Here is a 24,643-nt window from a genome sequence, read left to right as displayed (position 1 = left end):
GGGTCAGTCCTCCTGCAGGGCCTCCGGGCGGTGCCGGGCGTCGGGGACGCGGGCGGCGAGCTCCTTCCAGAAGCCCTCCCGGATCGCGTACCTGTCCTGTTCGTCGATCTGGTCCTCCTTGTGCGCGAGCAGGCCGAACCGGGCGGCGTAGCGCAGCAGTTCGCCGTCCAGGCGGTGCGGGATGCGCGGGTGGTCGGTCCACAGCAGCTCGGGGCGCTCGGCGGCGGGGAGGCGGTCCAGCCAGCGGCGGGCGAAGACCTGGCCGACCTCCTGCGGGTCGCCGCCGACGCTGGTGATGTCCTCCTCGCGGTCCGCCCAGCGCTGGGCGGAGGTGGTGAGCCGGTCCAAGGTGGGCAGGGCGTCGGCGGCGGTGGCGGTGTCGGCGCGGTCGACCCAGCCGCGGTCGGAGGACCAGCGCAGCACCGGCCCGACGGACCCGACGGGAGCGGGGGCGGGGACGGGAGCGGGCGGGCCGGTGGCGGCGCGCCCGGCGAGGTCCTTGGGGGTGGGGATGACCCGCAGCGGGGCCCCGCGGGGCGGGGCGGGGGCCGCGGCGGCGACGGCGGCGGGCGCGGGCACCAGCGGGACGGGACGGGGGCGGGGCGCGGCGGTGGGCAGCACCGCGACGGGCAGCACCCGGGGGACGGGCTCGGCGGTCTCCTTGGGACGGGCCCAGCGTTCGATCCACTTCCGGTCCAGCACCCGGCGCTCGTCGGCCTCGCCGACCAGCTCCTCGGACTGGTTGAAGTCCCCGTCCGCGGCCTCCAGCGCCCACAGGTGGACGGCGACGCCGTGCTCCTTGGCGGAGACGACGCCGGGCAGCAGGTCCCCGTCGCCGGTGACCAGCACCACGTCGGCGCAGGCGTGGTTGCGGGCCAGCTCGCTGAGCTCGGCGTGCATCGCCGCGTCCACGCCCTTCTGCACCCAGCGGCCCTCGGCCCTGGTCAGCGCGCCCAGCCGGACGGTGACCCGGGGCAGCACCCGCAGCCTGCGGTGCTCGGGGGCGGGACGGCGGTCGACGGCCGCGTCGAACCAGTAGATCCGCAGCAGCGGCAGGCCGGTCTCCTCCTCGGCCCGCTCGCGCAGCGCACCGATCAGCACCGGGTGGTCGACCGCGATCCGGGAACGGCCCGGCTCCCCCGCGAGCAGGCTGGCGGCCGCGCCCAGCAGGTAGCCCGCGTCGACCAGGACGACGCAGCGGTCCATCTCCGGCACCTCCCTCTCGGCCCGGCCCGGCGGTGGGGCCCCGCCCGGCGGCCCGGCGACCGTTGGGCACACCTTTACCCCCCGTTCGCCCGCCGAACCGCCCACACCCGCCCCACCACTTCCACCCTCACCACCCGGACGCCCCGTCCTCCTCCCCCGGCCCCGGCCCGCCGCCAGGCACCCCGGCCACCCGACCCCACCCCACCGACCCTGGATACTGGGACACCGTGCGGAAGAGTGCGGTGGCGTTGTGCGCGGTGGCGGCGGTCGGGGCGGTCGCCGTCGTGCTGGTGCCCGCGACCGCGCCGGAGATGTCCAGCGGGGACACCGCGCTGCTGTCGGTCGTGGTCGACCAGGGCCGGACGGTCGAGCTGGGCCCGGCCGAGACCCGTACGGTCACGGTCGAGGTGACGGCGCGCGACGACTCCGGCATCCGCGCGGTGGACCCGATCGGCCTGTGGGGTCCGAACTACGCGGCCCTGAAGGTGGGCCCGATGACCTGCACGCCGTTGGACGGGTCCGGGACGACGGCCCGCTGCCTCGGTGAGGCGACGCTCGCCGCCACCGCCCGGGCGCTCTTCGACGACCAGGCCGGGAGCTGGTTCGTCGACCTGCGGGTCCGGGCCCGCGACGGCGACCGCTACGTGTCGAAGAACGCCGCGGGCTTCTCGCTCAAGCACCGCGCCCTGATCGACCAGGCCGCCGCCCCGGCCCGGGCGACCGCCGGGGAGGCGGTGACCGTCCGGGGCCGGTTGCAGCGCGCCGACTGGGACGGCAACACCGACGTCCCGCAGCAGGGCGCCACCGCGTACCTGCAGTTCCGCGCGGCCGGGAGCAGCACCTGGACCACCCTGGCCGCCGCGACCACGGACGCCGGGGGCGTGCTGTCGCTGAACGTCCCGGTCCGCCTGCCGGGGGCGTTCCAGTGGTACGCGCCGGGCGACAAGTGGACGGCCTCCGCGGTCTCCCCGGAGCTGCCGCTGGCGCTCGACGGGGCGGCGCCGCACCCGGGTCAGTGAGCGGGCGGACGCGTGAGGGCCCCGGGCAGCGGCCCGGGGCCCTCACGGCGCGGCGCGGCGCGGCACGACCCGACGGTCAGCCGCGCAGCTCCTGCGCGACCAGCTCGGCGATCTGCACGGCGTTGAGGGCCGCGCCCTTGCGCAGGTTGTCGTTGGACAGGAACAGCGACAGCCCGTGCTCGACGGTCTCGTCGGCGCGGATCCGGCCGACGTAGCTCGGGTCCTGGCCCGCGGCCTGCAGCGGGGTCGGGATGTCGGTGAGCGCGACGCCGGGGGCGCCGGTCAGCAGCTCGACGGCGCGCTCGGGGGCGAGCGGGCGGGCGAAGCGGGCGTTGACCTGCAGCGAGTGGCCGGTGAAGACCGGGACGCGCACGCAGGTGCCGGAGACCTTGAGCTCGGGGATGCCGAGGATCTTGCGGCTCTCGTGGCGGAGCTTCTGCTCCTCGTCGGTCTCGTTGCTGCCGTCGTCGACGATCGACCCGGCGAGCGGGACGACGTTGAAGGCGATCGGGCGCCGGTAGACGCCGGGCGCCGGGTACTCGACGGCGGCGCCGTCGTGGACGAGGGCGGCGGCCCCGTCGACGACCTTGCGGGCCTGCTCGTGCAGCTCGGAGACGCCGGCCAGGCCGGAGCCGGAGACCGCCTGGTAGGTGGAGACCACCAGGGCGACCAGCTCGGACTCCTCGTGCAGCGGGCGCAGCACGGGCATCGCGGCCATGGTGGTGCAGTTCGGGTTGGCGATGATGCCCTTGGGGCGCTCGGCGATCGCGTCGGGGTTGACCTCGGCGACGACCAGCGGGACCTCGGGGTCGCGGCGCCAGGCGGAGGAGTTGTCGATGACGACGGCTCCGGCGGCGGCGACCTCGGGGGCCAGCGCCTTGGAGGTGGCGCCGCCCGCCGAGAAGATCACGACGTCCAGGCCGCTGTAGTCGGCCGTGGCGGCGTCCTCGACGGTGACCTCGGTGTCCTTCCAGGGCAGGGTGCGCCCCGCCGAGCGGGCCGAGGCGAACAGCCGCAGCTGCTCGACCGGAAAGTTCCGCTCCGCCAGGATCTCGCGGACCACGCCGCCGACCTGACCGGTGGCACCTACGATGCCGATCCTCATCCGTCTCTCCTCCTGCTACCGGTTGGGCCGGTTGTCCCGGCCCATCATGCCTTGTCAGAACGGGTTTCGGCGGGGGCGTCCCAAAGCGTGAACGCTTGCCGTCCGGGGCGGCAATCCCTCCTGCGCGGGCCCCTTCCCACCGGAAATCCTGCGTGCGATCCGCCGCCGCTCAGGCGTGCGCGAGCAGTGGCAGCCGCACCGCGGGGGTCGGGATGCGCCCGGCGCGGTGCAGCAGCGCCTTGAGCGCGGTCGGGTTGGGCCCCGCGAAGGCGGCGCGGGAGACCTCGACGAGTTCGGCGCCGAGCTTGCGGGCGAGGGCGGCGTCGCCGTCCTGCCAGGCCCGGTGCAGGGCGACGAAGCGGGCGGTCTCCAGGTGGGCGGAGGCGAGGATGCCGCCGTCGGCGCCGAGCGCGAGCAGCGGGGAGAGGAACAGGTCGTCCCCGGCCAGGACGCCGCGCGGTCCGGCGGCCAGCAGGGCGACGGTCTCCTCGTCGATGCCGCCGGGCGCGTACTTGGTCCCGGCCACCGCGGGCAGCGCGAGCAGCTCCAGCAGGGTGGCCGCGTCCAGCGGCTGCCCGGTGCGGTACGGGATGTGGTAGATCACCAGCGGCAGCGGGCTGTGCTCGGCGAGGGCCCGGAAGTGGGCGAGGACGCCGGCCGCGCCGGGGCGGACGAAGGCGGGGACGGCGACCAGGGCGGCGTCGGCCCGGCCGGCGAGGGCGGTGAGGGCTTCGGCGGTGCGGGCGGTGCCGCCGTGCCCGGCGCCGACGGTGAGCACGGCGCCGTAGTCGGTGGTGACCCGGCGGCAGAGTTCGATCACCGCGTCCTGTTCGGCGTCGGTCAGCGAGCCGGGCTCGCCGGTGGTGCCGAGGGCGACCAGTCCGGCCGCTCCGGCCTCCAGGCTGTCGCGGGCGAGCCGTTCCAGGGCGTCGAGGGCGAGGGCGCCGTCGGCGTCGAAGGGCGTGACCAGGGGGACGTGGATGCCGTGGAGTTCCATGCGGGAAGCCTGCCGGGCGGCGACCGTGCAGGTCCAGTTCACGTTTCCGATGCTTCTCGTAAGCTGGGCCGATGCTCGATGTGCGAAGGTTGCGGTTGCTGCGCGAACTGGCCCACCACGGGACGATCGCGGCGGTCGCGGAGGCGTTGGCGTTCAGCCCTTCGGCGGTGTCCCAGCAGCTGTCGGTGCTGGAGCGGGAGGCGGGGGTGCCGCTGCTGGAGCGGACGGGGCGGCGGGTGGCGCTGACCCCGGCGGGCCGGAACCTGGTGCGGCACACCGAGGCGGTGCTGGAGCTGCTGGAACGGGCGGACGCCGAGCTGGCGCACGCCCGGCGGGGGCTGGCGGGGCCGCTGCGGATCGGCGCCTTCCCGTCCGCGGTGCGCGCCCTGGTGCCCGCGGCGCTGGCCGAACTGTCCTCCCGGCACCCGGAGTTGGAGGCGATGGTGAGCGAGGTGGACCCGGCGGCGGTGGCGGGGGCGCTGCGCGCGGGCGAGTTGGACGTGGCCCTGGTGCACGAGTACGACCTGGTGCCGGGCGAGCCGGAGGACGGGATCGCGCTGACCGGCCCGGTGTTCGCCGAGCCGCTGTACCTGGCGGCCCGTTCGACGGGCACCCTGGCCGGGCACCGGGACAGCCCGTGGATCGTCTCCCCGCCCGGGACGCTCTGCCACGCGATGGTCCAACGGGTGTGCCAGTCGGCCGGGTTCAGCCCGCGGGTGCGCCACCGGGTGGACGACTTCGCCGCCCAGCTGGCCCTGGTCGCGGTGGGCCAGGGCGTGGCGCTGGTGCCGCACCTGGGCACCGACCGGTGCCCGCCGGGCGTGGCGCTGACCCGTCTGCCGCTGTACCGGCGCACCCGCACCGCCTTCCGGGCCGGCGGCGCCGCCCACCCGGCGGTGGCGGCGTTCGCGGCGGCCCTGCACGCGGCCGTCCCGGCCGAACTCCGCGCGACCTGACCTTCCCGTCGTTCACCGGCGGTCGCTAGCCTTCCGCCATGCATCAGTTGAACGAGCAGCAGGAACAGCCGGGCCGCTTCGGCCCCGACGCCACGGTGGAGGTCCGGGCCGAGGGCGTGGGCCCGGTGCGCACCGAGTACGCGCCGGACCACGACGGCGACCCGGACCCGGGCGAGATCGTCTGGACGTGGGTGCCGTACGAGGAGAACGACGGGCGGGGCAAGGACCGGCCGGTGCTGGTGGTGGCGCGGGAGCCGGGCGGTTCGCTGCTGACGGTGATGCTGTCCAGCAAGGGGCACGACGACGACCGGGACTGGGTGCCGCTGGGCGCGGGCCCGTGGGACCGCAGCGGGCGGGACTCCTGGGTGGCGCTGGACCGGGTGTTCCGGGTCCGCGACGGCGGGATGCGGCGCGAGGCGTGCGCCCTGGACCGGGCCCGGTTCCAGCTGGTGGTCGACGCGCTGCGGCGCCGTTACCGCTGGCACTGAGTAACGATTGTCGGATCGTCCTTCCCCGTTCACCCCCGTACCGGTACAACGGCTCCAGGATTCCCCACAGTTGAGCTGGAGTCGCACGCATGAGCAGCAACACCCCTCCCGGATACGGGCCTCCGCAGGAGCCGTACGGCCAGTACCCGCAGGGCGCGGGGTTCCCGGGCTGGCTGGCCCCGCCCCCGCCGCCCGGCGTGCAGCCCGCTCCGGGCACCCGGGTCCTGGCCGCGCCGGCGGACCGCTTCCTGGCCCGCCTGATCGACCTGGCGGTCCTGCTCGTCCCGCTGATCGTCGTCAACCTGATCGCGCCGAGCCTCCTCCTCTACTACGTGCTCGTCGCGGTCGTCGTGGTCGGCTACGAGGGCGCCATGCTGCTGACCCAGCACGGCCAGACCGTCGGCAAGAAGGTGATGAAGCTCCGCGTGGTCAGCGCGGCGCACGGCGGCCGTCCGACCGACAACGAGCTGTGGACCCGGGCCGGCATCTACGGCGGCCCGGGCCTGGTCCCGATCGTCGGCGGTCTGTTCTCGCTGGTCAACTGCCTGTCCCTGCTGTGGGACAAGCCGCTCCAGCAGTGCTTCCACGACAAGGGCGCCAAGACCCTGGTGGTCAAGGAGGCCTGAGGCCCCGACGAACGGGAGGGCCCCGGCGGGGACCACGCTCCGCCGGGGCCCTCCCGCGCGCTCAGCTCGCCAGGCAGCTCGGCCCGAGCAGTTGCTTGAGGTCGCCGAACAGCGCCGGGTCGGACTTCACCCGGTGCCGGTCCAGCCGCAGCACCACCGTCTTGCTCCGCCCGCGCAGGTGGACGTGGACCTCGGTGCTGCCCTTGTGGTGGGTGAGGACCTCGCGGAGCCGGCCGACGATCGGCGGGGTCAGCTTGTTCTCCGGCACGGTGATCACGATCGGCAGCTGCGCCCCGACGTTGCTCAGGTCGGGCACCGACAGCTCCATGCCCATCAGCCGCGGCACGTCCTCCCGCTTGTCGAGCTTGCCGCGGACGAACACCACGGCGTCCTCGACCAGTTGGGAGGAGACCAGCTGGTAGCTGGCGGGGAAGAACATGCAGTCGATCGAGCCCGCCAGGTCCTCGACGGTGGCGATCGCCCAGGCGTTGCCCTGCTTGGTCATCTTGCGCTGCAGGCCGGAGATGATGCCGCCGATGGTGACGATGCTGCCGTCGGGCCGGTCGGCCAGGTCGGCGACCGCGCAGTCCGCCTTGTCGGCGAGCACGTGCTCGATGCCGTGCAGCGGGTGCGAGGAGACGTACAGGCCGAGCATCTCGCGCTCCTGGGTGAGCAGGAAGGACTTCTCCCACTCCTCCTCGGAGAACACCACGTCCAGCCCGAAGGACGGCTCGTCCGAGACGCTGTCGCCACCGAAGAGGTCGAACTGCCCCTCGGCCTCCTTGCGCTTGATCCCCACCACGTTGTCGATCATCGGCTCGAACTGGGCGGTCAGGCCCTTGCGGGTGTGTCCGAGCGAGTCGAACGCCCCGGCCTTGATCAGCGACTCGACGGTGCGCTTGTTGCACACCACCGACTCGACCTTCTCCAGGAAGTCCGGGAAGGAGGTGTACTTCCCCTTGGCCTTGCGGGTGCGGATCATCGACTCCACCACCGGCCCGCCGACGTTGCGGATCGCGGTCAGGCCGAACCGGACGGTGTCGCTGCCGTGCGGGGTGAAGTCGGCGTCCGACTCGTTGACGTCCGGCGGGAGCACCTGGATGCCCATCTTGCGGCACTCGTTGAGGTAGACCGCGGACTTGTCCTTGTCGTCCTTGACCGAGGTGAGCAGCGCCGACATGTACTCGGCCGGGTAGTTGGCCTTCAGGTAGGCCGTCCAGTACGACACCAGCCCGTAGCCCGCGGTGTGCGCCTTGTTGAAGGCGTAGCCGGAGAACGGGACGAGCACGTCCCACACCGCCTGGATCGCCGCGTCCGAGTAGCCGCGCTCCCGGCAGCCCTTCTGGAACGGGACGAACTCGGCCTCCAGGATCTCCTTCTTCTTCTTGCCCATCGCGCGGCGCAGCAGGTCGGCCTGGCCGAGCGAGTAGCCGGCCAGGATCTGCGCGGCCTTCTGCACCTGCTCCTGGTAGACGATCAGGCCGTAGGTCGGCTCCAGGATCTCCCGCAGCGGCTCCTCCAGCTCCGGGTGGATCGGGGTGATCTCCTGCTGGCCGTTCTTGCGCAGCGCGTAGTTGGTGTGCGAGTTGACGCCCATCGGGCCGGGCCGGTACAGCGCCAGGACGGCGGAGATGTCCTCGAAGTTGTCGGGCTTCATCAGGCGCAGCAGCGAGCGCATCGGGCCGCCGTCGAGCTGGAAGACGCCGAGGGTGTCGCCGCGGGCGAGCAGTTCGTAGGCGGGCTTGTCGTCCAGCGGGAGCTGGAGCAGCTCGATCTTGACGCCCTTGTTCTTCTCGATCGCCTTGACCGCGTCGTCCATGATCGTCAGGTTGCGCAGGCCGAGGAAGTCCATCTTGAGAAGGCCGAGGCCCTCACAGGTGGGGTAGTCGAACTGGGTGATGGTGACGCCGTCGGTGTGCCGGGTCCACACCGGGATGTGGTCGGTCAGCGGCTCGGCCGACATGATCACGCCCGCCGCGTGCACGCCGGGCTGGCGGATCAGGCCCTCGATGCCGCGCGCCGTGTCGATCACCTTGCGGACGTCGGGGTCGTTCTCGTACAGGCTGCGGATCTCGCCCGCCTCGCCGTAGCGGGGGTGCGAGGGGTCGGTGATGCCGGACAGCGGGATGCCCTTGCCCATCACGTCCGGCGGCATCGCCTTGGTGATCCGGTCGCCCATCGCGTACGGGTAGCCCAGGACCCGGGAGGAGTCCTTGATCGCGGCCTTCGCCTTGATGGTGCCGTACGTGACGATCATGGCGACCTTGTCGGCGCCCCACTTCTCGGTCACGTAGCGGATCACGTCGCCGCGCCGGCGCTCGTCGAAGTCGATGTCGACGTCGGGCATCGAGATGCGCTCGGGGTTGAGGAAGCGCTCGAAGATCAGGCCGTGCGGGATCGGGTCGAGGTCGGTGATGCCCATCGCGTAGGCGACCAGCGAACCGGCCGCCGAACCGCGGCCCGGGCCGACCGCGATGCCCTGGCTCTTGGCCCACATGATGAAGTCGGCGACCACCAGGAAGTACGCCGGGAACCCCATCTGGACGATGGTGTCCATCTCGTACTCGGCGAGTTTGCGGTGCTCCTCGTCGTAGCCGTTCGGGAAGCGCCAGTCCATGCCCTCCCAGACCTTGGAGCGGAAGAACTCCGCCTCGGACGCGAAGCCCTCCGGGATCGGGAAGCGCGGCATCAGGTTCTTGAACTGGAACATGCCGGTGGTGTCGACCCGCTCGGCGACCAGCAGCTGGCTGTTGCGGCAGCCCTCCTGCCAGACGTCCGAGGGGTCCAGGGCGTACATCTCGGCGGCCGACTTGATGTAGTAGCCGGTGCCGTCGAACCGGAAGCGGTCCGGGTCGGAGAGGTTCTTGCCGGTCTGCACGCACAGCAGCAGGTCGTGCGCGCCCGCGTCGGCCTCGGTGGTGTAGTGCGAGTCGTTGGTGACCACCGGCGGGATGTTCAGTTTCCGGCTGATCTCGACCAGCCCGTCGCGGACCCGCCGCTCGATGTCCAGGCCGTGGTCCATCAGCTCCAGGAAGTAGTTCTCCTTGCCGAAGATCTCCTGGTACTCGCCCGCCGACCGGAGCGCCTCGTCGAACTGCCCCAGCCGCAGCCGGGTCTGCACCTCGCCGGACGGGCAGCCGGTGGTGGCCATCAGGCCCGCCGCGTGCTCGGCGATGATCTCCTTGTCCATCCGGGGCCACTTCACCAGCCAGCCCTCCGCGTAGGAGCGCGAGGTCAGCTTGAAGAGGTTGTGCAGGCCCTCCTTGTTCCGGGCCCAGATGGTCTTGTGGGTGTACGCGCCGGACGCCGAGACGTCGTCCTTCTTCTGGTGCGGCTGGCCCCACAGGACGCGCTTGGTGTTGGTCCGGGAGTCCGGGGCGACGTACGCCTCGATGCCGATCACCGGGGTGATGCCCGCCGCGGTGGCCTGCTTGTGGAACTCCGCGGCGCCGTACATGTTGCCGTGGTCGGTCATCGCGACGTGGGTCTGGCCGAGCCGCTCGACCTCCTGGAAGAGCTGCTTCAACCGGGCGGCGCCGTCCAGCATCGAGTACTCGGTGTGGACGTGCAGGTGCGCGTACGGCTGGTCGCTCAAGGCGGGGCCTCCGGGGTCCTGGGAGAGGGCTGAAACACGTAAGGCCCGAGCCACCACCAGGGCTCGGACCACGGCTTCCGGGATCGCGCCCCCGAGTCTAATCCTCCGCGGGGACCTCCCGGGGCGCCCCCGCCGTCCTGACGGGCTGTTACTTTTGGGCCCCCCGCCCGACCGCCAGGAGGCCCCGTGACGCCCGCCGCCCGCACGCTCTCCGACCGCGAGCTGACCGCCTCCTACTTCGGCCGCCAGCTGCTGCACCGCACCGAGGCGCTGGGCGCCGCCGCGGCCGTGACCCGGCTGACCGCGCTGCAGGCCCAGTACTCGCCCTCCCCGCACCTGGCGCTGTGGGCCCGGCTGCCCGGCTTCGACCACCGGGAGCTGGAGGCCGCGCTGCGGGACGGCACGGTGGTCAAGTCGACGCTGATGCGCGGCACCCTGCACCTCGTCCCCGGCGCCGACTACGGGCACCTCGCCGCGGCCTGGCGGCGCCGCTGGCTGACCGAGCTGCGCGGGCGGCACCGGGACGCCGACCTGGACGAGGCCGCCCTGGAGGCCTCGCTGCGGGCCTTCACCGCCGTCCCGCGCAGCGCCGAGGAGCTGCGCGAGCACACCGCCGAGGCCTCCGGCGGCCGGGTCCGCGCCGCGGACCTGCTGCACTACCCGCGGGCGCTGCTCCCGCTGGTGCACGTCGCCCCGTCCGGGCACTGGCGGGCGCACGGCAAGCCCCGGATGGTGCTGTGGAACGGCGAGCTGCCGCCCGAACCGGCCGCCACCGCCCGCCTGCTGCGCCGCTACCTGGCGGGGTACGGTCCGGCCTCGCGCGCCGACCTCGCGCACTTCACCGGCCTGCGGCTGCGCCAGGTCGACCCGGCGCTGGCCGAGCTGGACGGGGCGGGCGGGCTGGTCCGCTACCGGGCCGAGGACGGCCGCGAGCTGCTCGACCTGCCCGACGCCCCGCCGCCCGCCGAGCCGGACGGCGAGCTGCCGGTGCGCTTCCTGCCGAAGTGGGACGCCGCCCTGCTCTCGCACGCCGACCGCACCCGGATGCTGCCCGCCGCGATCCACCCGCAGGTCTACCGGGCCGTCAACGGGACGCTGCTGGCCTCCTACCTGGTGGACGGCCTGGTCGCGGGCGTGTGGGAGCACGCGTGCGAGCGCGGCGCGGCCGTCCTCACCCTCACCCCGCTGCTGCCGCACGGCCGCCGCGCCGAGCTGGAACGGGAGGGCGAGCGGCTGCTGGCCTTCCTGGAGCCGGAGGCGGAGGCCCGCCGGGTGGTGTTCGCGTCCTGAGGTCTCAGCCCTCCTGCGCGTCCAGCTCCGCCAGGAAGGCCAGCGCGGCCGCCCAGGTCCGCTCGGCGGCCTCGGCGTCGTGGTCGGGCAGCTCGGGGTCGGTGTACAGGTGCCCGGCGCCGTGGTAGCGGTGCACCTCGACGTCGGCCCCGGCCCGGGTCATCAGCAGGTACCAGGTGTTCAGCCAGTCCTCGGACTCGAACGCGTCCGGCTCGGCGACGTGCAGCTGCACCGGGATCTCCGTCGCGGCGTCCTCCCGCAGGTCGGAGGTGCCGTGCAGGAGCAGCAGGCCGCGGGCCTGCTCGTCGGCGAGCGCCAGGTTCTGCGCCAGCGACCCGCCGAGCGAGAACCCGGCGTACACCAGCCCGCCCCGGGCCGGCAGCAGCGGGGCGACGGCGCCGACGGCCCGGCGCAGCAGCTCGTCGTTGCCGACCTCGTCGCGGTACGCCATGCCCTCCTCCAGCTCGTCGAAGGTCTTCCCCTCGTACAGGTCGGGGGTGTGCACGGTGTGCCCGGCGGCGCGCAGCCGGTCGGCGGCCGCGGCGACGGCGGGGCGCAGGCCGTACGCGGAGTGGAACAGGACGATCTCGGCCACGGGTCGGGCTCCTCGGTGCTGCGGGTGCGGTCCTCCATGATCGCCCATCCCGGGGCACGTGCGGGCCCGGCCCACCGGTGCGGTGGGCCGGGCCGTTCGGTGCGGGGGTCGCTCAGAAGGCGGCGGAGACGGTGGCGCCCGCGAAGTCCTGGGCGGCGTGGAGGCTGATGAAGTTCCACCCCTCGGCGGGGTGGGCGATCGTCAGGGTCTCGGTGTTGCCGCCGTTGGTGGACCTGGCGGAGTTGGCACCGGTGGTGGCCCAGGTGCTGCCGTCGTAGTACAGGTCGGCGTTGCCGGTGCCGCCGGAGGCGTTGACCTTCAGGCTGGCGGTGCCGGCCGGCACGTACACGTAGAAGTACGCGTAGTCGCCCGCGGTGGCGGAGACGTTGCTGCGGACGCAGCCGCTGTCGAGCCGGCGGGTGTCCGTGGCGGTGCACTCGCCGCCGGTGCCGCCGGGCGGGGTGGTGGTGCCGTTGGCGGCGGTGATCGTGACGCCGGAGAAGGGCCGGTCACCGGCGGCGTACAGGCTGACGTAGTTCCAGCCCGCGACGGGGTTGGCGATCGTCAGGGTCTCGGTGTTGCCGGTGTTGGTGGACCTGGCGGTGCTGGCGCCGGTGGTGGCCCAGGTGCTGCCGTCGTAGTACAGGTCGGCGTTGCCGGTGCCGCCGCTGGAGCTGACGGTCAGGTTGGCGGTGCCCGCCGGGACCCACAGGTAGAAGTAGGCGTAGTCGCCCGCCGCGGCGGCGGCGTCCTTGCGGCTGCAGCCGAGGTCGAGCTGCTGCGGGCTGGTGGCGGTGCACTCGCCGCCCGGGGTGGTGGGCGGGTTGGTGCCGGTGCCGGTGCCGCAGGCGCCGGTGTTGCAGGCGGTCAGCCAGGTGGTGAAGTCGGCGTCGTAGCGGGTGCCGATGGTGGTCTTCAGGATGCTGCGGGCGCCGGCCCAGTCGCCGGTGCGGTACTCGGCGAGGACGGCGTCCATGTCGGAGCGGCGCCGCTCCAGCATGTAGCGGACGGCCAGGTAGCCCCAGTTGTAGATCCGGGTCTGGTCGGCGTTCTCGTACGTGGTGTCGAACAGGGTGGACAGCGCGTAGGTGTGCCGCCCGGCCTGGTCGATCGCGGCGGTGTAGTCGGCGCCCCGGTAGCCGTAGTTGACGTACTCGGCGAAGCCCTCGACCCACCAGACGGTCGGGGTGGTCATTCCGGCCTCGAAGTCGCCGTACATGTCGAACCGGCCGTCGAGGAAGTGGGTGTACTCGTGGTTGAGGTTCCAGATCTGGAAGTCCGGGCGGACCCACTCGGCCTCGTAGGCGATGAACCGGGGCTGGTTGCCGGCCGCGGTCGGGTCGCCCTCCAGGTACATGCCGCCGTTGTTGGTGGAGATGCCGAAGACGATGCCCGCGTACTTCTGGTAGTCGCCGCTGGAGTGGAAGACCACCACGTCGATGGTGGTGTTCTTGTCGTCCGCGACCGGGCCGCTGTCCCTGGCCACCTGGTGGAAGTACGCGTCCTGGCCCTTGAGGCTCGTGCAGGCGGTGGCGAGCTGGTCGGCGGTCAGCGCCTGGGCGACGATCTCGATGCTGCCGCTGCAGGTGTAGTGGACGGTCAGCACCGCGGCCCTCACCCGGTCCGCCAGGTCGCAGGTGCCGTAGTACGCGCAGTCGGCCTGGTCGTAGCTGTCGGTCATCTCGGCCAGGCCCACCCACAGCGAGGCGGTGCCGCCGGTGATCGAGCTGCGGTCCAGCAGGCCCTTGACCATCGGCCGGACCTTGCCCTGCAGCTCCGGGTACCGGAGGAAGCGGCCCAGCTCGCGGCCCGCGTTGGCGACCAGGAAGTCGTGGGCGCCGCCGAGCAAGCCGAAGTTGCGGGTGGCGAAGGACTGCAGGGTGTCCAGCGCCGCCGGATCCGCCTGGACGGCGGGCAGGAAGTCGCCGTTCTGGTGGCCGCGCCAGTACACCGTGAAGGTGTTGTTGACGGCGTTGACCATGTACCAGGACGCGTCGTAGCCGCTGTCGTAGCCGTTCAGCAGCCGCTCGACGACCTTCAGGTAGCGGGCGTTCTCCAGCGAGCTGTCGATCAGGGTGACGGCCTCGCCCAGCGTCTCGCCGTTGGCGTCGGTGACGTCCCACGCGTGCCCGTTGGCGAAGAAGGCGTCCAGGCCGCCCTCGACCGCGCCCTTCAGGGCGCTGCCGTAGGTGCCCACCGCGTCCGCGTTGTACCACTGCACGTAGTAGCCGGCCCGCAGGTACAGCACGACCTGGTGGGCCGAGGTGGAGTTGTCGCCCGGGTAGGCGGCGGACAGGTCGCGCAGCGCGTTGGCGACGGTCACCATCTGCGACTCGTTGAACGCCGCCTTCGCGTCGTCGCCCTTCAGCAGGAACAGCGAGTTGACGCAGTCCACGGTGGACGCCTTGATCTGCGCCACCAGGGCGGCACCGGAGCGACCGGTGAAGTCCGCGGCGTCGCAGGCCGTGGTCGCGGCGGGCACCTCGCCCGGCAGCCCGCCGGGCGCGCCCGGCACCGCCAGCGGCGGGCGCTTGGCGGCATCCGAACGGACGTTGCTGGCGGAGTCCTTGCGGCGTTCGGCCGCCGCGGAGTTCAGCGGGGCCTCCTTGCCCGCCTTCGCCGCCCGGTCGGCCGCGAGGGCCTCGGCGGCGGCCCCGGGCTTCTCGGGCTTCTCGGACGTGGCCGGCTTCCGCTCGACCTGGGTCGCCGCCCGGGCCCCCGGCGCCAGCGCGCCGAGGAGGCCGAGGGCCATGCAGAGGGACAACAGCAGGCTCAGCGTCCGTCCTGCGGACGCGAGGGTGATCCGGAAGGTTCGCACGTGGGGGCCTCCGGGCCGATGTGACGCCGTGTTTCGGGGCACGGCGGAGGGTGGGGGTGGCCGCCGAGGTACCCCTCGATGACCGTGACATGTACAATTGCACATGTCACCGGTCACCGGAAGACCCCATCCTCAAGTCAACTGCCGGTCATAACCCTCCGATTGGTGACCCCGCCGCTCAGGCCGCCAGCCGCCCCGCCAGCTCCGGCAGGTCCGCGACGAACCACAGCTGCCGGCCGCGGTTGCTCTCCCGGACGAAGTCGCGCAGCGCCTGCGACCCCGCGACGTGCGCCGCGACGTCCCCCACCACCGCGAGCCCCGTCCGGTACTGCGCGAACTTCTGCACCACCGCCCCCGCGACCCCGCTGCGCAGCCGGAAGAACTCCGCCCCCAGCCGCTCCACCGGCACCGCCACCCAGGACGCCTCCTGGTGGTACGCGTCGCCCAGCAGGTCCAGCGCCTGGCGCTCCCCCGCCACCGCCTCCCCCTCGGCGGCCACCACCATCACCCGCACCCCGCCCAGCTCCCGCACCCCGGTCACTTCAAGCCCCCCGTCAGGTCGTCGATCAGCGCCAGCACCTCGGACACCCGCCGCGGCGGGCCCATCACCACGAACCGCAACGCGCTCCGCTCCTCCTCCCGCACCGCCTGTACCCACAGCGGCCGCGGCCCGCCCGACCAGGCCGCCGCCGCCGCCAGCACCCCCGTCACCAGCCGGTCCGCGTCCCGGGCCGCCACCCCGTCCACCTGCACCACCGCCGAGACCTCCACCCGGGCCGGCCCCGCCGACACCCCGCCCCCGGTGAACGCCTCCACCTCCGCCCGGGCGATCCGGTACTGCTTCCCGATCCGCACCGCCTTGAGCTTCCCGTCCCGCACGTACCCCCGCACGGTCTTCACGTGCAGCCCGAGCAGCTCCGCCACGTCCTCGACAGAATAGAAATCGTTCACTCCGCATCCTTCCCTATCTCTCCCCACCGTACAGCCGAATAGAGAACTATCCATCCCCGCCACGCCGTCCTTGTCCCATGCCTCCCCCTCCCCTCCCCCTCTCCGGCTCCGCGCCCGACCACCCAACGCCCCGCAGCCACCCACCCCGCCCCCACCCCGCCCCCGAAAAACCCTTTGCGTCGCGTTCACCCCCGCGCCTAAGGTGTTCCCGTCCCGCCGCGCCCTGCGCTCGCGGGCCCGACGAGAGGAGGTGTGGACCGATGGTTGCCGCCGTGACGCGGCGCGCCTTCGTGTGCGCGCCATCCGCCTCCCCCCGTCTTCGTCCCACCGGCTGACCGCGCGACATCCCGCGCCCCGGTGGGCCACTCCCCAGGAGCCACCGCAGTGCGCGAGCGCTTTGCCGACAGCGATTCCTTCTCCCGCATCCGCCCCAAGGGCGCTTCCCGTCGCGGCCGCCGGGCCGACCGCTTCGACGACTCCCAGCCCGAGTACGACTACTTCGCCTCCACCGGGTTCGACTTCGGCACCGACGCCGAGTACGAGTCCGAGGAGCAGCAGTACCCCGCCCCCGTGACCGACGGCCCCGCCACGGGCGACCGCTGGTCGACGTGGGACCAGTCCACCCCGACCGAGAAGGGCCCCGAGCCGCGCCCCGACTGGGTCGTCACCGAACTCGCGGCCGTCGACACCGAGTTGGGCATCGTGAAGACCGGCAAGGAGGCGGACGTCTTCCTGCTGGAGCGCGCCGTCCCCGGCACCCCCCGCCGTACCCTGATGGCCGCCAAGCGGTACCGGGACGCCCAGCACCGGATGTTCCACCGCGACTCCGGTTACCTGGAGGGCCGCCAGCACAAGGAGTCCCGGGTCACCCGGGCGATGGCCAAGCGGACGGCCTTCGGCAAGGAGGCGATCGCCGGCCAGTGGGCGGCGGCCGAGTTCGCCGCGCTGTGCCGGCTCTGGTCGGCGGGCGTCGCCGTGCCGTACCCGGTGCAGATCACCGGCACCGAGATCCTGATGGAGTTCGTCGGCGACGAGAACGGCACGGCCGCCCCCCGGCTGGCCCAACTGCGCGCCGAGGAGGCCGACATCGACGACCTGTGGGCGCAACTGGGCCGCAGCCTCGCCCTGCTGGCCTACGACGGCTACGCTCACGGCGACCTCTCGGCCTACAACATCCTGGTGCACCGCGGCCGCCTGGTGATCATCGACGTCCCGCAGATCGTCGACGTGGTGGCCAACCCCCGCGGCCTCTCCTTCCTGGAGCGGGACGTGCGCAACGTCGGCGCCTGGTTCGTCTCCCGCGGCCTCCCGCCCGAGAGCGTCGACGCCCTGGTCGACTCCCTCGCCGCCGACGCCCGCCTCCGCCGCTGACCCACCGGCCCGCCCCCGTACCGCCGTCCCTGAGCACCCCTCACCCCGCCCGCACCGCAGGCCAGTTGCGCCGAACAACGGTGTAGAGTCACCGCGGTCGGGCGGGGTGCGGGGCGGCACCGGCTTCCCTCCGCGCGCCCGGGCAGCGAGAATCACTGCTGACAAGTCGTACAACATGCTCGGGGGATGCGGGACATGTGGGGTCGGGGGACGGTACTCGGGGGCCGGTACGCCCTCACCGAGCGGCTCGGCAGCGGAGCGATGGGGGAGGTCTGGCGCGCCGAGGACAGGGTGCTGGGCCGCCAGGTCGCGGTGAAGATCGTGCTCCCGGCGCTGATGGAGGACGAGGTCTTCGCCGCCCGCTTCCGCCGCGAGGCGACGGTGCTGGCCGCGATGAACCACCGCGGCGTGGTGCACATCCACGACTACGGCGAGGACGACACCGAGCCGGACGCGAAGGCCGCGTACATCGTGATGCAGCTGCTGTCGGGCAAGCCGCTCGACCGGGCCCGCGACGGCAAGGCCCTCCCGCCCGACCGCGCGCTGGACGTCGCCGCCCAGGTGCTGGACGCGCTGCACGCCGCGCACCAGCAGGGCATCGTGCACCGGGACATCAAACCGTCCAACCTGATGATCGACGAGGACGGCCGGATCACCGTCACCGACTTCGGCATCGCCCGCACCCTCGCCGACAGCCGGATCACCACCTCCCACGCGGTGATCGGCACCGCCCTGTACATGGCCCCGGAACGCGCCGAGGGCAAGGACGCCTCGGCCGTCTCCGACCTCTACTCGGTCGGCGTGGTGCTGTACGAACTCCTCTCCGGCGCCGTGCCGTTCACCGGCGACACGCCACTCGAAGTGGTGCTCAAGCACGTCCGCGAGCCGGTGCCCGAGCTCCCGGCGGAGGTGCCCGCCCCGGTGCGGGCGGTGGTCGCCAAGGCGCTCGCCAAGGAGCCCGGCGACCGCTACCCGGACGCAGCGGCGATGGCCGTCGCCGCCCGGCAGGCGATGTCCACCCCGGCCGGGCTCGGCACGGTGCTCGCCCTCCCCGAAGCCGTCGAGGCCCCGCCCGTCGTCCCCGCCCCCGCCGCGGCGGCCACTCCCGCCCCGGCCCCCGTCGCAACCACCGCCCCCGAACCGGCCCCCGCCGGGAAGGACCGGCGCGCCGGACGCCGTCGGCTGGCCGTCCTGGTCCTGCCCGTGGTGCTGGTCACCGGCGGCGGCGTGACGGCCCAGCAGCTCCACCTGCTGCCCTGGCAGCACGGCGGCGACACCCGCACCACCGCCGACTCCACCCAGTCCCCCGGCGCCCCCGTCACCGGCACCTCCCCGTCCGGCGCCTCCCCCGCTCCCTCCGGCACCGAACAGGCCGCCCCCACTCCGCCCACCTCCTCCGCCCCCGCCACCGACCCGGCCGGCAACCCCGTCCCGCCGGGCACCGACCCGCAGCAGGCCACCGGCCCCGGAGGCACGGGTACCGGCACGGGCGCGGGCACCGGCACGGGCGCGGGCACCGGCACGGGCGCGGGCACCGGCACGGGCGCGGGCACCGGCACGGGCGCGGGCAACGGCACGGGCGCGGGCAACGGCGGCAACGCCGGAGGCAGCGGTTCAGGCGGCAGCGGCAGCGGCGGCACCAACAGCTCCGGCGGCGGCAGCGCCCCCAACCCGCCCAAGCAGACCACCCCCGCCCCCACCACCCCGTCCGGCCCGGCCCCGGGCTGCGGCGGCTCCGGCTGGGGTCGCCTGGTCAACACCGGCAGCGGACGGACCCTCGGCCTCGGCTCCGACGCCGTCAGCGCGGGCGTCCCGGTGGTCTCCGGCGGCCACACCTCCTACGGCTGGATCAGGTCCGCCGCCAACGGCGCGACCACCTTCACCGCCTGCAAGGCCGACAGCGGCATCAGCCTGGGCGCCCGCTACGCGGGCAGCCCCAACATCGCCGAACTCGCGGGCGCCGGCTCCTTCGGCGACATGACCAGCTGGTACCCCGTCGACGCCGGTTCCGGCAACTTCCAACTCAAGTTCGGCTACGGCCCCCAGAGTTGCCTGACCGACAACGGCAGCGGCAACACCCTCACCGTCGACACCTGCACCGCGGGCGACAGGTCCCAGCTCTTCCGCTTCTCCTGACCCCCCGACAACCAACCCCCCGAACCCCCCACCCCCGTGCGGGAGTTGTCCCCCGCCCGGGGCAGAATGCGGGCATGGCCGAACAGTACTTCTCCGCCTTCGCGGTGGACGCCGCCGCCCTGCTCCGCCTGCCCGGCTCGGGCGAGCGCGTGCTCCCCGGCGTGGCGCCCTCCGCCGCGCTCGCCGAGTTGCTCTCCGGCCGGCTCCGCGCCGACGCGGACTCGCGCTACACCGCGCTGCTGCCCGCGCTGGCCGGCGCCCTCGGCACGCCGCTGGGCGCGGTCTCCGTCCCCGGTCGCCACTGGGACGAGCTGACGGAGGTCTTCACCTCGCTCGAACTGCCCGCCCTGACCGCGCTGTGGTCCCGCCCGTGGCCGTTCCCGGCCGACGCGACCTACGACTGGCCCTGGCCGTACCCGACGCTGGCGGCCCGCACCGACACCGCCGACCTGCTGGTCGAACTGGCGGCGCTGGCCTCGGAGTCGATCCACGAGCAGGACGTCGAGGCGCTGGACGAGGACGACCTGGAGGAGGCGTCCTGGTTCCTCACCGAGCACCTGCCGGTCTGGACGTCCCGGGCGCACGCCCTCGGCCTGGACCTGCTTCTGATCCGCGACGGCGCCCGGTAGCGGCCCTCACCCCCGGCTCAGGACACCACGTCCTTCGCCGCGAACCCGCGGAACGCCAGCGCCAGCAGCACCACCGCGTACGACAGCGACAGCACCACGCCCTGCACCATGCCGCCCCACTCCAGTTGCGGCTGCAGCGCGTCCGCCCAGGCGTACTGCCAGTGCGCGGGCAGCCACTCGCGCAGCGAGCCGAGGGCGGTGACGGCGTCGAGCACGCCGGTGACGATGGAGGCGAAGACCGCGCCGCCGACCGCGCCGAGCGGGGCGTCCGTCGCGGTGGAGAGCCAGAACGCCAGCGCGCCGACGACGATCTCGGCGAGGAACACGTACAGCACGGCGATCCCGAGCCGGGGGAGCGCCTCGGCGGCGCCCAGGCTGGCCTCGGTGGGAAGCTTCAGGTCGCCCCAGCCGTACGCGGCGGTGCCGACCACCAGGCCGACCGCGGGCAGCAGGGCCACCGCGGCGGCCGAGAACGCCATCGCGACGGTGAACTTCCGCACCAGCAGCCGGGCCCGGGGCACCGGCGCGGCCAGCAGGTAGCGCAGCGAGGACCAGCTCGCCTCGGAGGCCACCGTGTCGCCGGAGAACAGCGCGACCGGGATGACCAGCAGGAAGCCGGTGCCGACGAACAGCATGGTGGTGGCGAAGTTGACCCCGGAGGAGGTGGCCAGCTCGATGAAGGTGGTCCGGTCCTCCCGCCCGGGCGTGCCGCCGAGCTGGAACGCCGCCAGCAGGACGAGCGGCAGCACGGCCAGCACCCCGCCGACCACCAGCGTGCGGCGGCGGCGCAGTTGGCGCAGCGCCTCGACCCGCAGCGGCAGCGTCCGGCCGGGCCGGTACCCGGGCGCGGCGCTCTCCCCCGCAGGGCTCCCCGCGAGGCTCCCCGCAGGGCTGTGTACCGTGCTCATGCCGCTCCTCCGATCAGGGACAGGAAAGCGTCCTCCAGCCGTCGCTGCGGGCCGATCCCGGCCACCGGCACGCCCAGGCGCACCAGTTCGGCGGTCAGCCGGCTCGCGGGCATCCCGTCCAGGGTGACCAGCAGCCCGCCGTCCACGGCGGCGGCCGAGGCGACGCCGTCCAGCTCCGCGATCTTCCCGGCGACCGCGTCGAGCGACACCTCGCCGCCTCCCTCCTCCACCGACACCAGCAACTGCCGCCCCGCCCCGGTGATCTCCGCGGTCGGCCCGGCGACGACCAGCCGCCCGCGCTCCATCACGACCAGGTGGGTGCAGGACTGCTCGACCTCGGCCAGCAGGTGGCTGGAGACGATGACGGTGCGCCCGGCCGCGGCGTACCGGACCATCACCTCCCGCATCTCGCGGATCTGCGGCGGGTCGAGCCCGTTGGTGGGTTCGTCGAGGATCAGCAGGTCGGGCAGGCCGAGCATGGCCTGGGCGATGGCCAACCGCTGCCGCATGCCCTGCGAGTAGGTGCGGACGGCGCGTTCCAGCGCCTCGCCCAGGCCCGCGATCTCCAGCGCCTCGGCGAAGTGGGCGTCCTCGACGGGGCGTCCGGTGGCGGCCCAGTACGACTCCAGGTTGGCCCGGCCGGTCAGGTGCGGCAGGAAGCCCGCGCCCTCGACGAAGGCGCCGACCCGGGAGAGCACCGGCGCGCCCGGCCGGATCGCCTGCCCGAAGACCCGGACCTCGCCCGCGTCGGGGCGGATCAGGCCCATCAGCATCCGCAGCGTGGTGGTCTTGCCCGCGCCGTTGGGGCCGAGCAGGCCGAGCACCTGCCCGGTCTCCACCCGGAACGACAGGTCGCGCACCGCGTACCGGTCGGCGGAGCCCTTGTACCTCTTCGCCAGCCCGGTGATCTGCAGCGGCACCCCGGCGAGCTCCGGGTCGGGCGCCGGGGTGGCGTCCCGCCGCCGCCGGGCGAACACCAGCAGCGCGGCCAGGCCCACCGCGACCAGCGGCAGCACCCAGGTGCGGTCGGGCACCGGCGCGGCCTCGGTGCGCAGTTCGGTGACGGTCGGCACGGTCAGCGGCCCGTCCGTCGAGACGGTGTACGCGGCGGCCTGCGCGGGCGAGGCGTACGCGAGGTCGGTGGCGGCCAGCACCAGCCGCAGCCGGTGCCCGGCCGGGAACCGGTGCTCGACGGCGGGCAGCGTGATCCGCACCGTCCGCCCGCCGGGCGCGTCCGCGCCGGTCACCCGCAGCGGCGCGACCAGTTGCTGCGGCAGGGTCTGCTTGCCGTCGGGGGCGACGTCGTACAGCTTGGCGAACAGCACCGCCTCGGGCGCGTCCGCGGCGACCCGCACCGACACGGTGGGGGCGCCGGTCAGGTCCAGCGCGGTGTCCAGCGGCGGCGAGTCGAAGGACGCGTACTGGCCGGGGAAGTCGAGCGACAGGCCCGCCCCGACCGCGGAGAGCTGCGAGAGCGCGCCGATGCCCGGCAGCGTGGAGACGTTCGGCGGCGCCCCGCCGGGCGGGTTGGCGAACCGCTGCTCGCCGCCGGCCAGTCGGACGCTGCGCTGCGCCGTGCCGCCCAGGCCGGGGTAGGCGTCGGCGTCGGCGCCGCGCAGCACCGCCTGGAAGCCGGTGGAGTCGACGCCGCCGGTGCGGGTGACCCGGAACGCGGGGCCGGTGTCGGCGCCGTCGCCCTTCAGGTAGTGGTCGAACCAGGCGGTGATCCGGGCGTCCGCGCGGGTGCTGGTCTCCTGGCCGCCGTCGTGCCCGGCACCGAACCAGTCGACCGCGACGGGCGCGCCGTTCGCGGCGACGGCCCGGGCGATCCGGTCCCCCTGGTCGAGCGGGAACAGCGAGTCCTGCTGGCCCTGGACGACGAGCGTCGGCACCTTGATCCGGTCCGCGACGGCGGCGGGGCTGGAGCGCTCCAGCAGCCGCACGGCGTCCGCGTCGGGCCGCCCGGCCGCCGCGACCCGGTTGTACATCTCGCACAGCTCGGCCCGGAACCGTCCGCAGCCCACCGGCCCCTGCCCCTGCCCCTGTGCCGGGGCTGCGGAGCCGCCCTCGCCGAAGGCCGCGGACGAACCGGTGGTGAAGAAGATCCCGGCCCACAGCTTCTTGAACACCCCGTCGGCGGCCGAACCCCCCTGCGCGCCCTGCGGGAACAGCGCGTCCGCCAGGTCGAACCAGGTGATCTGCGGGGCGATCGCGTCGACCCGGCTGTCGTACCCGGCGGCCAGCAGCGACACCGCCCCGCCGTACGAGGCGCCGGTGACGCCCACCTTCGGGTCGCCGGGGGCGTCCAACTGCACCTCGGGGCGCTGGGCCAGCCAGTCCACCAGCCGGGAGACGTCCGCGACCTCGCGCTCGGGCTGGTTCAGGCCGATCTGCCCGCCGGAGCGCCCGAAGCCGCGCGCCGACCAGGTCAGCACCGCGTACCCGTCGCGGGCCAGTTCCTCGGCGCGCGGGCGCAGGTCCTCCTTCGAGCCGCCGAAGCCGTGCGCCAGCAGCACCGCGGGGCGCCGTCCGGAGCCGCCCGCGGTGAAGAACGAGGTGTCGATCCGGACGGTGTCGGTGCTGCCCGCGACGTCCGGCACGTCCAGGAAGCGGTCCTCCCGGTGCACCTGCGGCGGCTGCCCGGCCAGCGCGACCGCCCCGCCGCCGACCAGCAGCGCGGCCGCCACCCCACCGGCCAGCACCGCCCTGCGCCTGGTCCACCACCCGCGCCACGCCCCACCGAAGCCCATGGCAGGTGATCCTAACCGGGCGGCCGGTAAGGAAGCCGTCAGCCCGCCGCCCCCGTCCACCCCCCCTCGCTGACGTCCGGCGCCCCGCCCGGGTTCCCGGCGCCCGGGTTCCCGAACCCCCGCAATGCCCCGCGATAGGGTGCGAATCCCCCGATCCCGGACCAACTGCCCGAGGTGACCCGTGTTCTGGCCGCTCGCCAGCCTGCTCACCGCCGTCCTGGCCACCCTGTTCGCGGGCTGGCTGGTCGACCAGGTCCTCCAGCGCCTCGCCGCCCGCCACCCCGAGGCCCCGGTCTGGGCGCAGCTGCGCCGCTGCCGCGTCCCGCTCCAACTGGCTTTGCTGTCGGCCCTGTTGCTGGTCGCCCAACCGGTGCGCCGGATCTTCCACAGCGACGACGACGCGATCCGCCACGGCGTGCTGCTGGTGCTGATCGGCTCGCTCGGCTGGCTGACCGTCCGGGTGCTGGCCGCCGCCGTCGACGCCGCCTTCAGCCGCTACGAGACGGTCACCGAGGACGCCTCCCGGATCCAGCGCGTCCGCACCCAGCTGGGCCTGGTCCGCCGGGTCGGCTCCGCGGTGGTCGGGGTGGTCACCGTCGGCGCCCTCCTGCTGACCTTCGACGCCATGCGCACCGTCGGCGCCAGCCTGCTCGCCTCGGCCGGCATCATCGGCATCATCGCGGGCATCGCCGCCCAGTCCGCCCTCGGCAACTTCTTCGCGGGCCTGCAGATCGCCTTCAGCGACACCGTCCGGATCGGCGACACCGTCGTCGTGGACGGCCAGCAGGGCACCGTCGAGGAGATCACCCTCTCCTACCTGGTGCTGCGCCTGTGGGACGAGCGCCGCCTGGTCGTCCCGGTCTCGTACTTCGTCTCCAAGCCGTACGAGAACTGGACCCGGCGCGACCCGGGCCTGCTCGGCTGGCTGCTGCTGCACCTCGACCACCGCACCCCCGTCGACGCGCTGCGCGCCGAGCTGGCGCGCTACCTCGCGGGCAGCGCGCTGTGGGACGGCCGGGAGTGGTCCCTCGCGGTCAGCGACACCACCCCGTCCACCGTCGTGGTCCGCGCCACGATGACCGCCCGCGACCCGGACGCCACCGCCGCCCTCCGGCTCGCCGTCCGCGAGCACCTGCTGGCGTACCTGCGCGACCACCACCCCGAGTCCCTGCCGCGCGTGCGCACCGAATGACGCGCGACGCG

The 24,643-nt window shown here is 73.9% G+C and carries 19 protein-coding genes; 9 read left to right on the top strand and 10 right to left on the bottom strand.

Going from position 1 to position 24,643, the window contains the following annotated elements:
* Positions 1–3: 3 nt before the first annotated feature.
* Entirely contained in the window at positions 4–1,206 is a 1,203-nt protein-coding gene (locus tag ACFY00_RS01900; protein ID WP_388026236.1) for an NYN domain-containing protein, read from the bottom strand.
* A 227-nt stretch (positions 1,207–1,433) separates the two neighbouring features.
* Here ACFY00_RS01900 and ACFY00_RS01895 point away from each other — a divergent pair, with 227 nt between their 5' ends.
* Positions 1,434–2,225: a hypothetical protein gene (locus tag ACFY00_RS01895; RefSeq protein ID WP_388026235.1), complete on the top strand. Its 792-nt coding sequence runs from the start codon at positions 1,434–1,436 to the stop codon at positions 2,223–2,225.
* 76 nt (positions 2,226–2,301) lie between these two features.
* Here ACFY00_RS01895 and ACFY00_RS01890 read toward each other — a convergent pair whose 3' ends face one another.
* Complete coding sequence (locus tag ACFY00_RS01890; protein WP_388026234.1) at positions 2,302–3,330, bottom strand: aspartate-semialdehyde dehydrogenase; 1,029 nt, start codon at positions 3,328–3,330, stop codon at positions 2,302–2,304.
* A 169-nt stretch (positions 3,331–3,499) separates the two neighbouring features.
* Positions 3,500–4,327, bottom strand: a complete 828-nt coding sequence (locus ACFY00_RS01885; protein ID WP_388026232.1) for a dihydrodipicolinate synthase family protein — start codon at positions 4,325–4,327, stop codon at positions 3,500–3,502.
* Positions 4,328–4,398: 71 nt separating this feature from the next.
* On the opposite strand from ACFY00_RS01885, the gene ACFY00_RS01880 reads away from it, so the two are divergent.
* The 3 genes from ACFY00_RS01880 to ACFY00_RS01870 all read left to right on the top strand — a co-directional run bounded on the left by ACFY00_RS01880 (position 4,399) and on the right by ACFY00_RS01870 (position 6,397).
* On the top strand, positions 4,399–5,283 hold the full coding sequence (locus ACFY00_RS01880; protein ID WP_388026231.1) for a LysR substrate-binding domain-containing protein: 885 nt from the start codon (positions 4,399–4,401) through the stop codon (positions 5,281–5,283).
* Positions 5,284–5,321: 38 nt separating this feature from the next.
* On the top strand, positions 5,322–5,771 hold the full coding sequence (locus ACFY00_RS01875) for a type II toxin-antitoxin system PemK/MazF family toxin (protein ID WP_285736511.1): 450 nt from the start codon (positions 5,322–5,324) through the stop codon (positions 5,769–5,771).
* Between the two features lie 89 nt (positions 5,772–5,860).
* Positions 5,861–6,397: an RDD family protein gene (locus ACFY00_RS01870; protein ID WP_388026229.1), complete on the top strand. Its 537-nt coding sequence runs from the start codon at positions 5,861–5,863 to the stop codon at positions 6,395–6,397.
* A gap of 61 nt (positions 6,398–6,458) precedes the next feature.
* On the opposite strand, the gene dnaE is transcribed toward ACFY00_RS01870, so the two are convergent.
* Positions 6,459–9,992 (bottom strand): DNA polymerase III subunit alpha, encoded by a 3,534-nt coding sequence (gene dnaE / locus ACFY00_RS01865; protein WP_388026227.1) that lies wholly within the window; start codon positions 9,990–9,992, stop codon positions 6,459–6,461.
* Between the two features lie 186 nt (positions 9,993–10,178).
* Between dnaE and ACFY00_RS01860 the strand changes: the two genes are divergently transcribed.
* On the top strand, positions 10,179–11,282 hold the full coding sequence (locus tag ACFY00_RS01860; RefSeq protein WP_388026225.1) for a winged helix DNA-binding domain-containing protein: 1,104 nt from the start codon (positions 10,179–10,181) through the stop codon (positions 11,280–11,282).
* A 4-nt stretch (positions 11,283–11,286) separates the two neighbouring features.
* Here ACFY00_RS01860 and ACFY00_RS01855 read toward each other — a convergent pair whose 3' ends face one another.
* From ACFY00_RS01855 to ACFY00_RS01840, 4 genes are all read right to left on the bottom strand, one after another.
* Positions 11,287–11,877 (bottom strand): dienelactone hydrolase family protein, encoded by a 591-nt coding sequence (locus ACFY00_RS01855; protein WP_388026224.1) that lies wholly within the window; start codon positions 11,875–11,877, stop codon positions 11,287–11,289.
* A gap of 112 nt (positions 11,878–11,989) precedes the next feature.
* Positions 11,990–14,695, bottom strand: coding sequence for a M9 family metallopeptidase (locus ACFY00_RS01850; protein WP_388026223.1), 2,706 nt, complete (start codon positions 14,693–14,695; stop codon positions 11,990–11,992).
* A gap of 178 nt (positions 14,696–14,873) precedes the next feature.
* Positions 14,874–15,227, bottom strand: coding sequence for a DUF4180 domain-containing protein (locus tag ACFY00_RS01845; RefSeq protein ID WP_388026574.1), 354 nt, complete (start codon positions 15,225–15,227; stop codon positions 14,874–14,876).
* Between the two features lie 5 nt (positions 15,228–15,232).
* Positions 15,233–15,646 (bottom strand): helix-turn-helix domain-containing protein, encoded by a 414-nt coding sequence (locus tag ACFY00_RS01840; RefSeq protein WP_388026222.1) that lies wholly within the window; start codon positions 15,644–15,646, stop codon positions 15,233–15,235.
* Between the two features lie 384 nt (positions 15,647–16,030).
* On the opposite strand from ACFY00_RS01840, the gene ACFY00_RS01835 reads away from it, so the two are divergent.
* The 3 genes from ACFY00_RS01835 to ACFY00_RS01825 all read left to right on the top strand — a co-directional run bounded on the left by ACFY00_RS01835 (position 16,031) and on the right by ACFY00_RS01825 (position 19,782).
* Entirely contained in the window at positions 16,031–17,017 is a 987-nt protein-coding gene (locus ACFY00_RS01835; RefSeq protein WP_388026220.1) for a serine protein kinase RIO, read from the top strand.
* Between the two features lie 186 nt (positions 17,018–17,203).
* Positions 17,204–19,153, top strand: a complete 1,950-nt coding sequence (locus ACFY00_RS01830) for a protein kinase (RefSeq protein WP_388026219.1) — start codon at positions 17,204–17,206, stop codon at positions 19,151–19,153.
* 74 nt (positions 19,154–19,227) lie between these two features.
* Positions 19,228–19,782 carry a hypothetical protein gene (locus ACFY00_RS01825; RefSeq protein WP_388026217.1) on the top strand — a complete coding sequence of 185 codons (555 nt, stop codon included), beginning with the start codon at positions 19,228–19,230 and terminating at the stop codon, positions 19,780–19,782.
* 17 nt (positions 19,783–19,799) lie between these two features.
* Here the strand turns inward: ACFY00_RS01825 and ACFY00_RS01820 are convergent, their stop codons facing one another.
* Positions 19,800–20,690, bottom strand: a complete 891-nt coding sequence (locus ACFY00_RS01820; RefSeq protein ID WP_388026216.1) for an ABC transporter permease — start codon at positions 20,688–20,690, stop codon at positions 19,800–19,802.
* A complete protein-coding gene (locus ACFY00_RS01815; RefSeq protein WP_388026215.1) occupies positions 20,687–23,440 on the bottom strand; it encodes an alpha/beta fold hydrolase in 2,754 nt (917 codons plus the stop codon). Before ACFY00_RS01815 ends, ACFY00_RS01820 begins: the two co-directional genes overlap by 4 nt.
* Positions 23,441–23,621: 181 nt before the next feature.
* Between ACFY00_RS01815 and ACFY00_RS01810 the strand changes: the two genes are divergently transcribed.
* A complete protein-coding gene (locus ACFY00_RS01810; RefSeq protein WP_388026214.1) occupies positions 23,622–24,632 on the top strand; it encodes a mechanosensitive ion channel family protein in 1,011 nt (336 codons plus the stop codon).
* The last annotated feature ends 11 nt before the right edge of the window (positions 24,633–24,643 follow it).

Origin of the sequence: Kitasatospora sp. NPDC001540 (genome assembly GCF_042894345.1) — a bacterium.
GTDB classification, from domain to species: domain Bacteria; phylum Actinomycetota; class Actinomycetes; order Streptomycetales; family Streptomycetaceae; genus Kitasatospora; species Kitasatospora phosalacinea_C.
Note: the sequence above shows the minus strand (reverse complement) of the source record. Positions and strands in the feature narration are given on the sequence as shown.

Bases quoted from the DNA above. Each gene is read 5' to 3' on its own strand.
- ACFY00_RS01815 (WP_388026215.1), bottom strand. From the start codon at position 23,440: ATGGGCTTCGGTGGGGCGTGGCGCGGGTGGTGGACCAGGCGCAGGGCG.
- ACFY00_RS01825 (WP_388026217.1), top strand. From the start codon at position 19,228: ATGGCCGAACAGTACTTCTCCGCCTTCGCGGTGGACGCCGCCGCCCTG.
- ACFY00_RS01885 (WP_388026232.1), bottom strand. From the start codon at position 4,327: ATGGAACTCCACGGCATCCACGTCCCCCTGGTCACGCCCTTCGACGCC.
- ACFY00_RS01875 (WP_285736511.1), top strand. From the start codon at position 5,322: ATGCATCAGTTGAACGAGCAGCAGGAACAGCCGGGCCGCTTCGGCCCC.
- ACFY00_RS01820 (WP_388026216.1), bottom strand. From the start codon at position 20,690: ATGAGCACGGTACACAGCCCTGCGGGGAGCCTCGCGGGGAGCCCTGCG.
- ACFY00_RS01870 (WP_388026229.1), top strand. From the start codon at position 5,861: ATGAGCAGCAACACCCCTCCCGGATACGGGCCTCCGCAGGAGCCGTAC.
- ACFY00_RS01900 (WP_388026236.1), bottom strand. From the start codon at position 1,206: ATGGACCGCTGCGTCGTCCTGGTCGACGCGGGCTACCTGCTGGGCGCG.
- ACFY00_RS01880 (WP_388026231.1), top strand. From the start codon at position 4,399: ATGCTCGATGTGCGAAGGTTGCGGTTGCTGCGCGAACTGGCCCACCAC.
- ACFY00_RS01890 (WP_388026234.1), bottom strand. From the start codon at position 3,330: ATGAGGATCGGCATCGTAGGTGCCACCGGTCAGGTCGGCGGCGTGGTC.
- ACFY00_RS01830 (WP_388026219.1), top strand. From the start codon at position 17,204: ATGCGGGACATGTGGGGTCGGGGGACGGTACTCGGGGGCCGGTACGCC.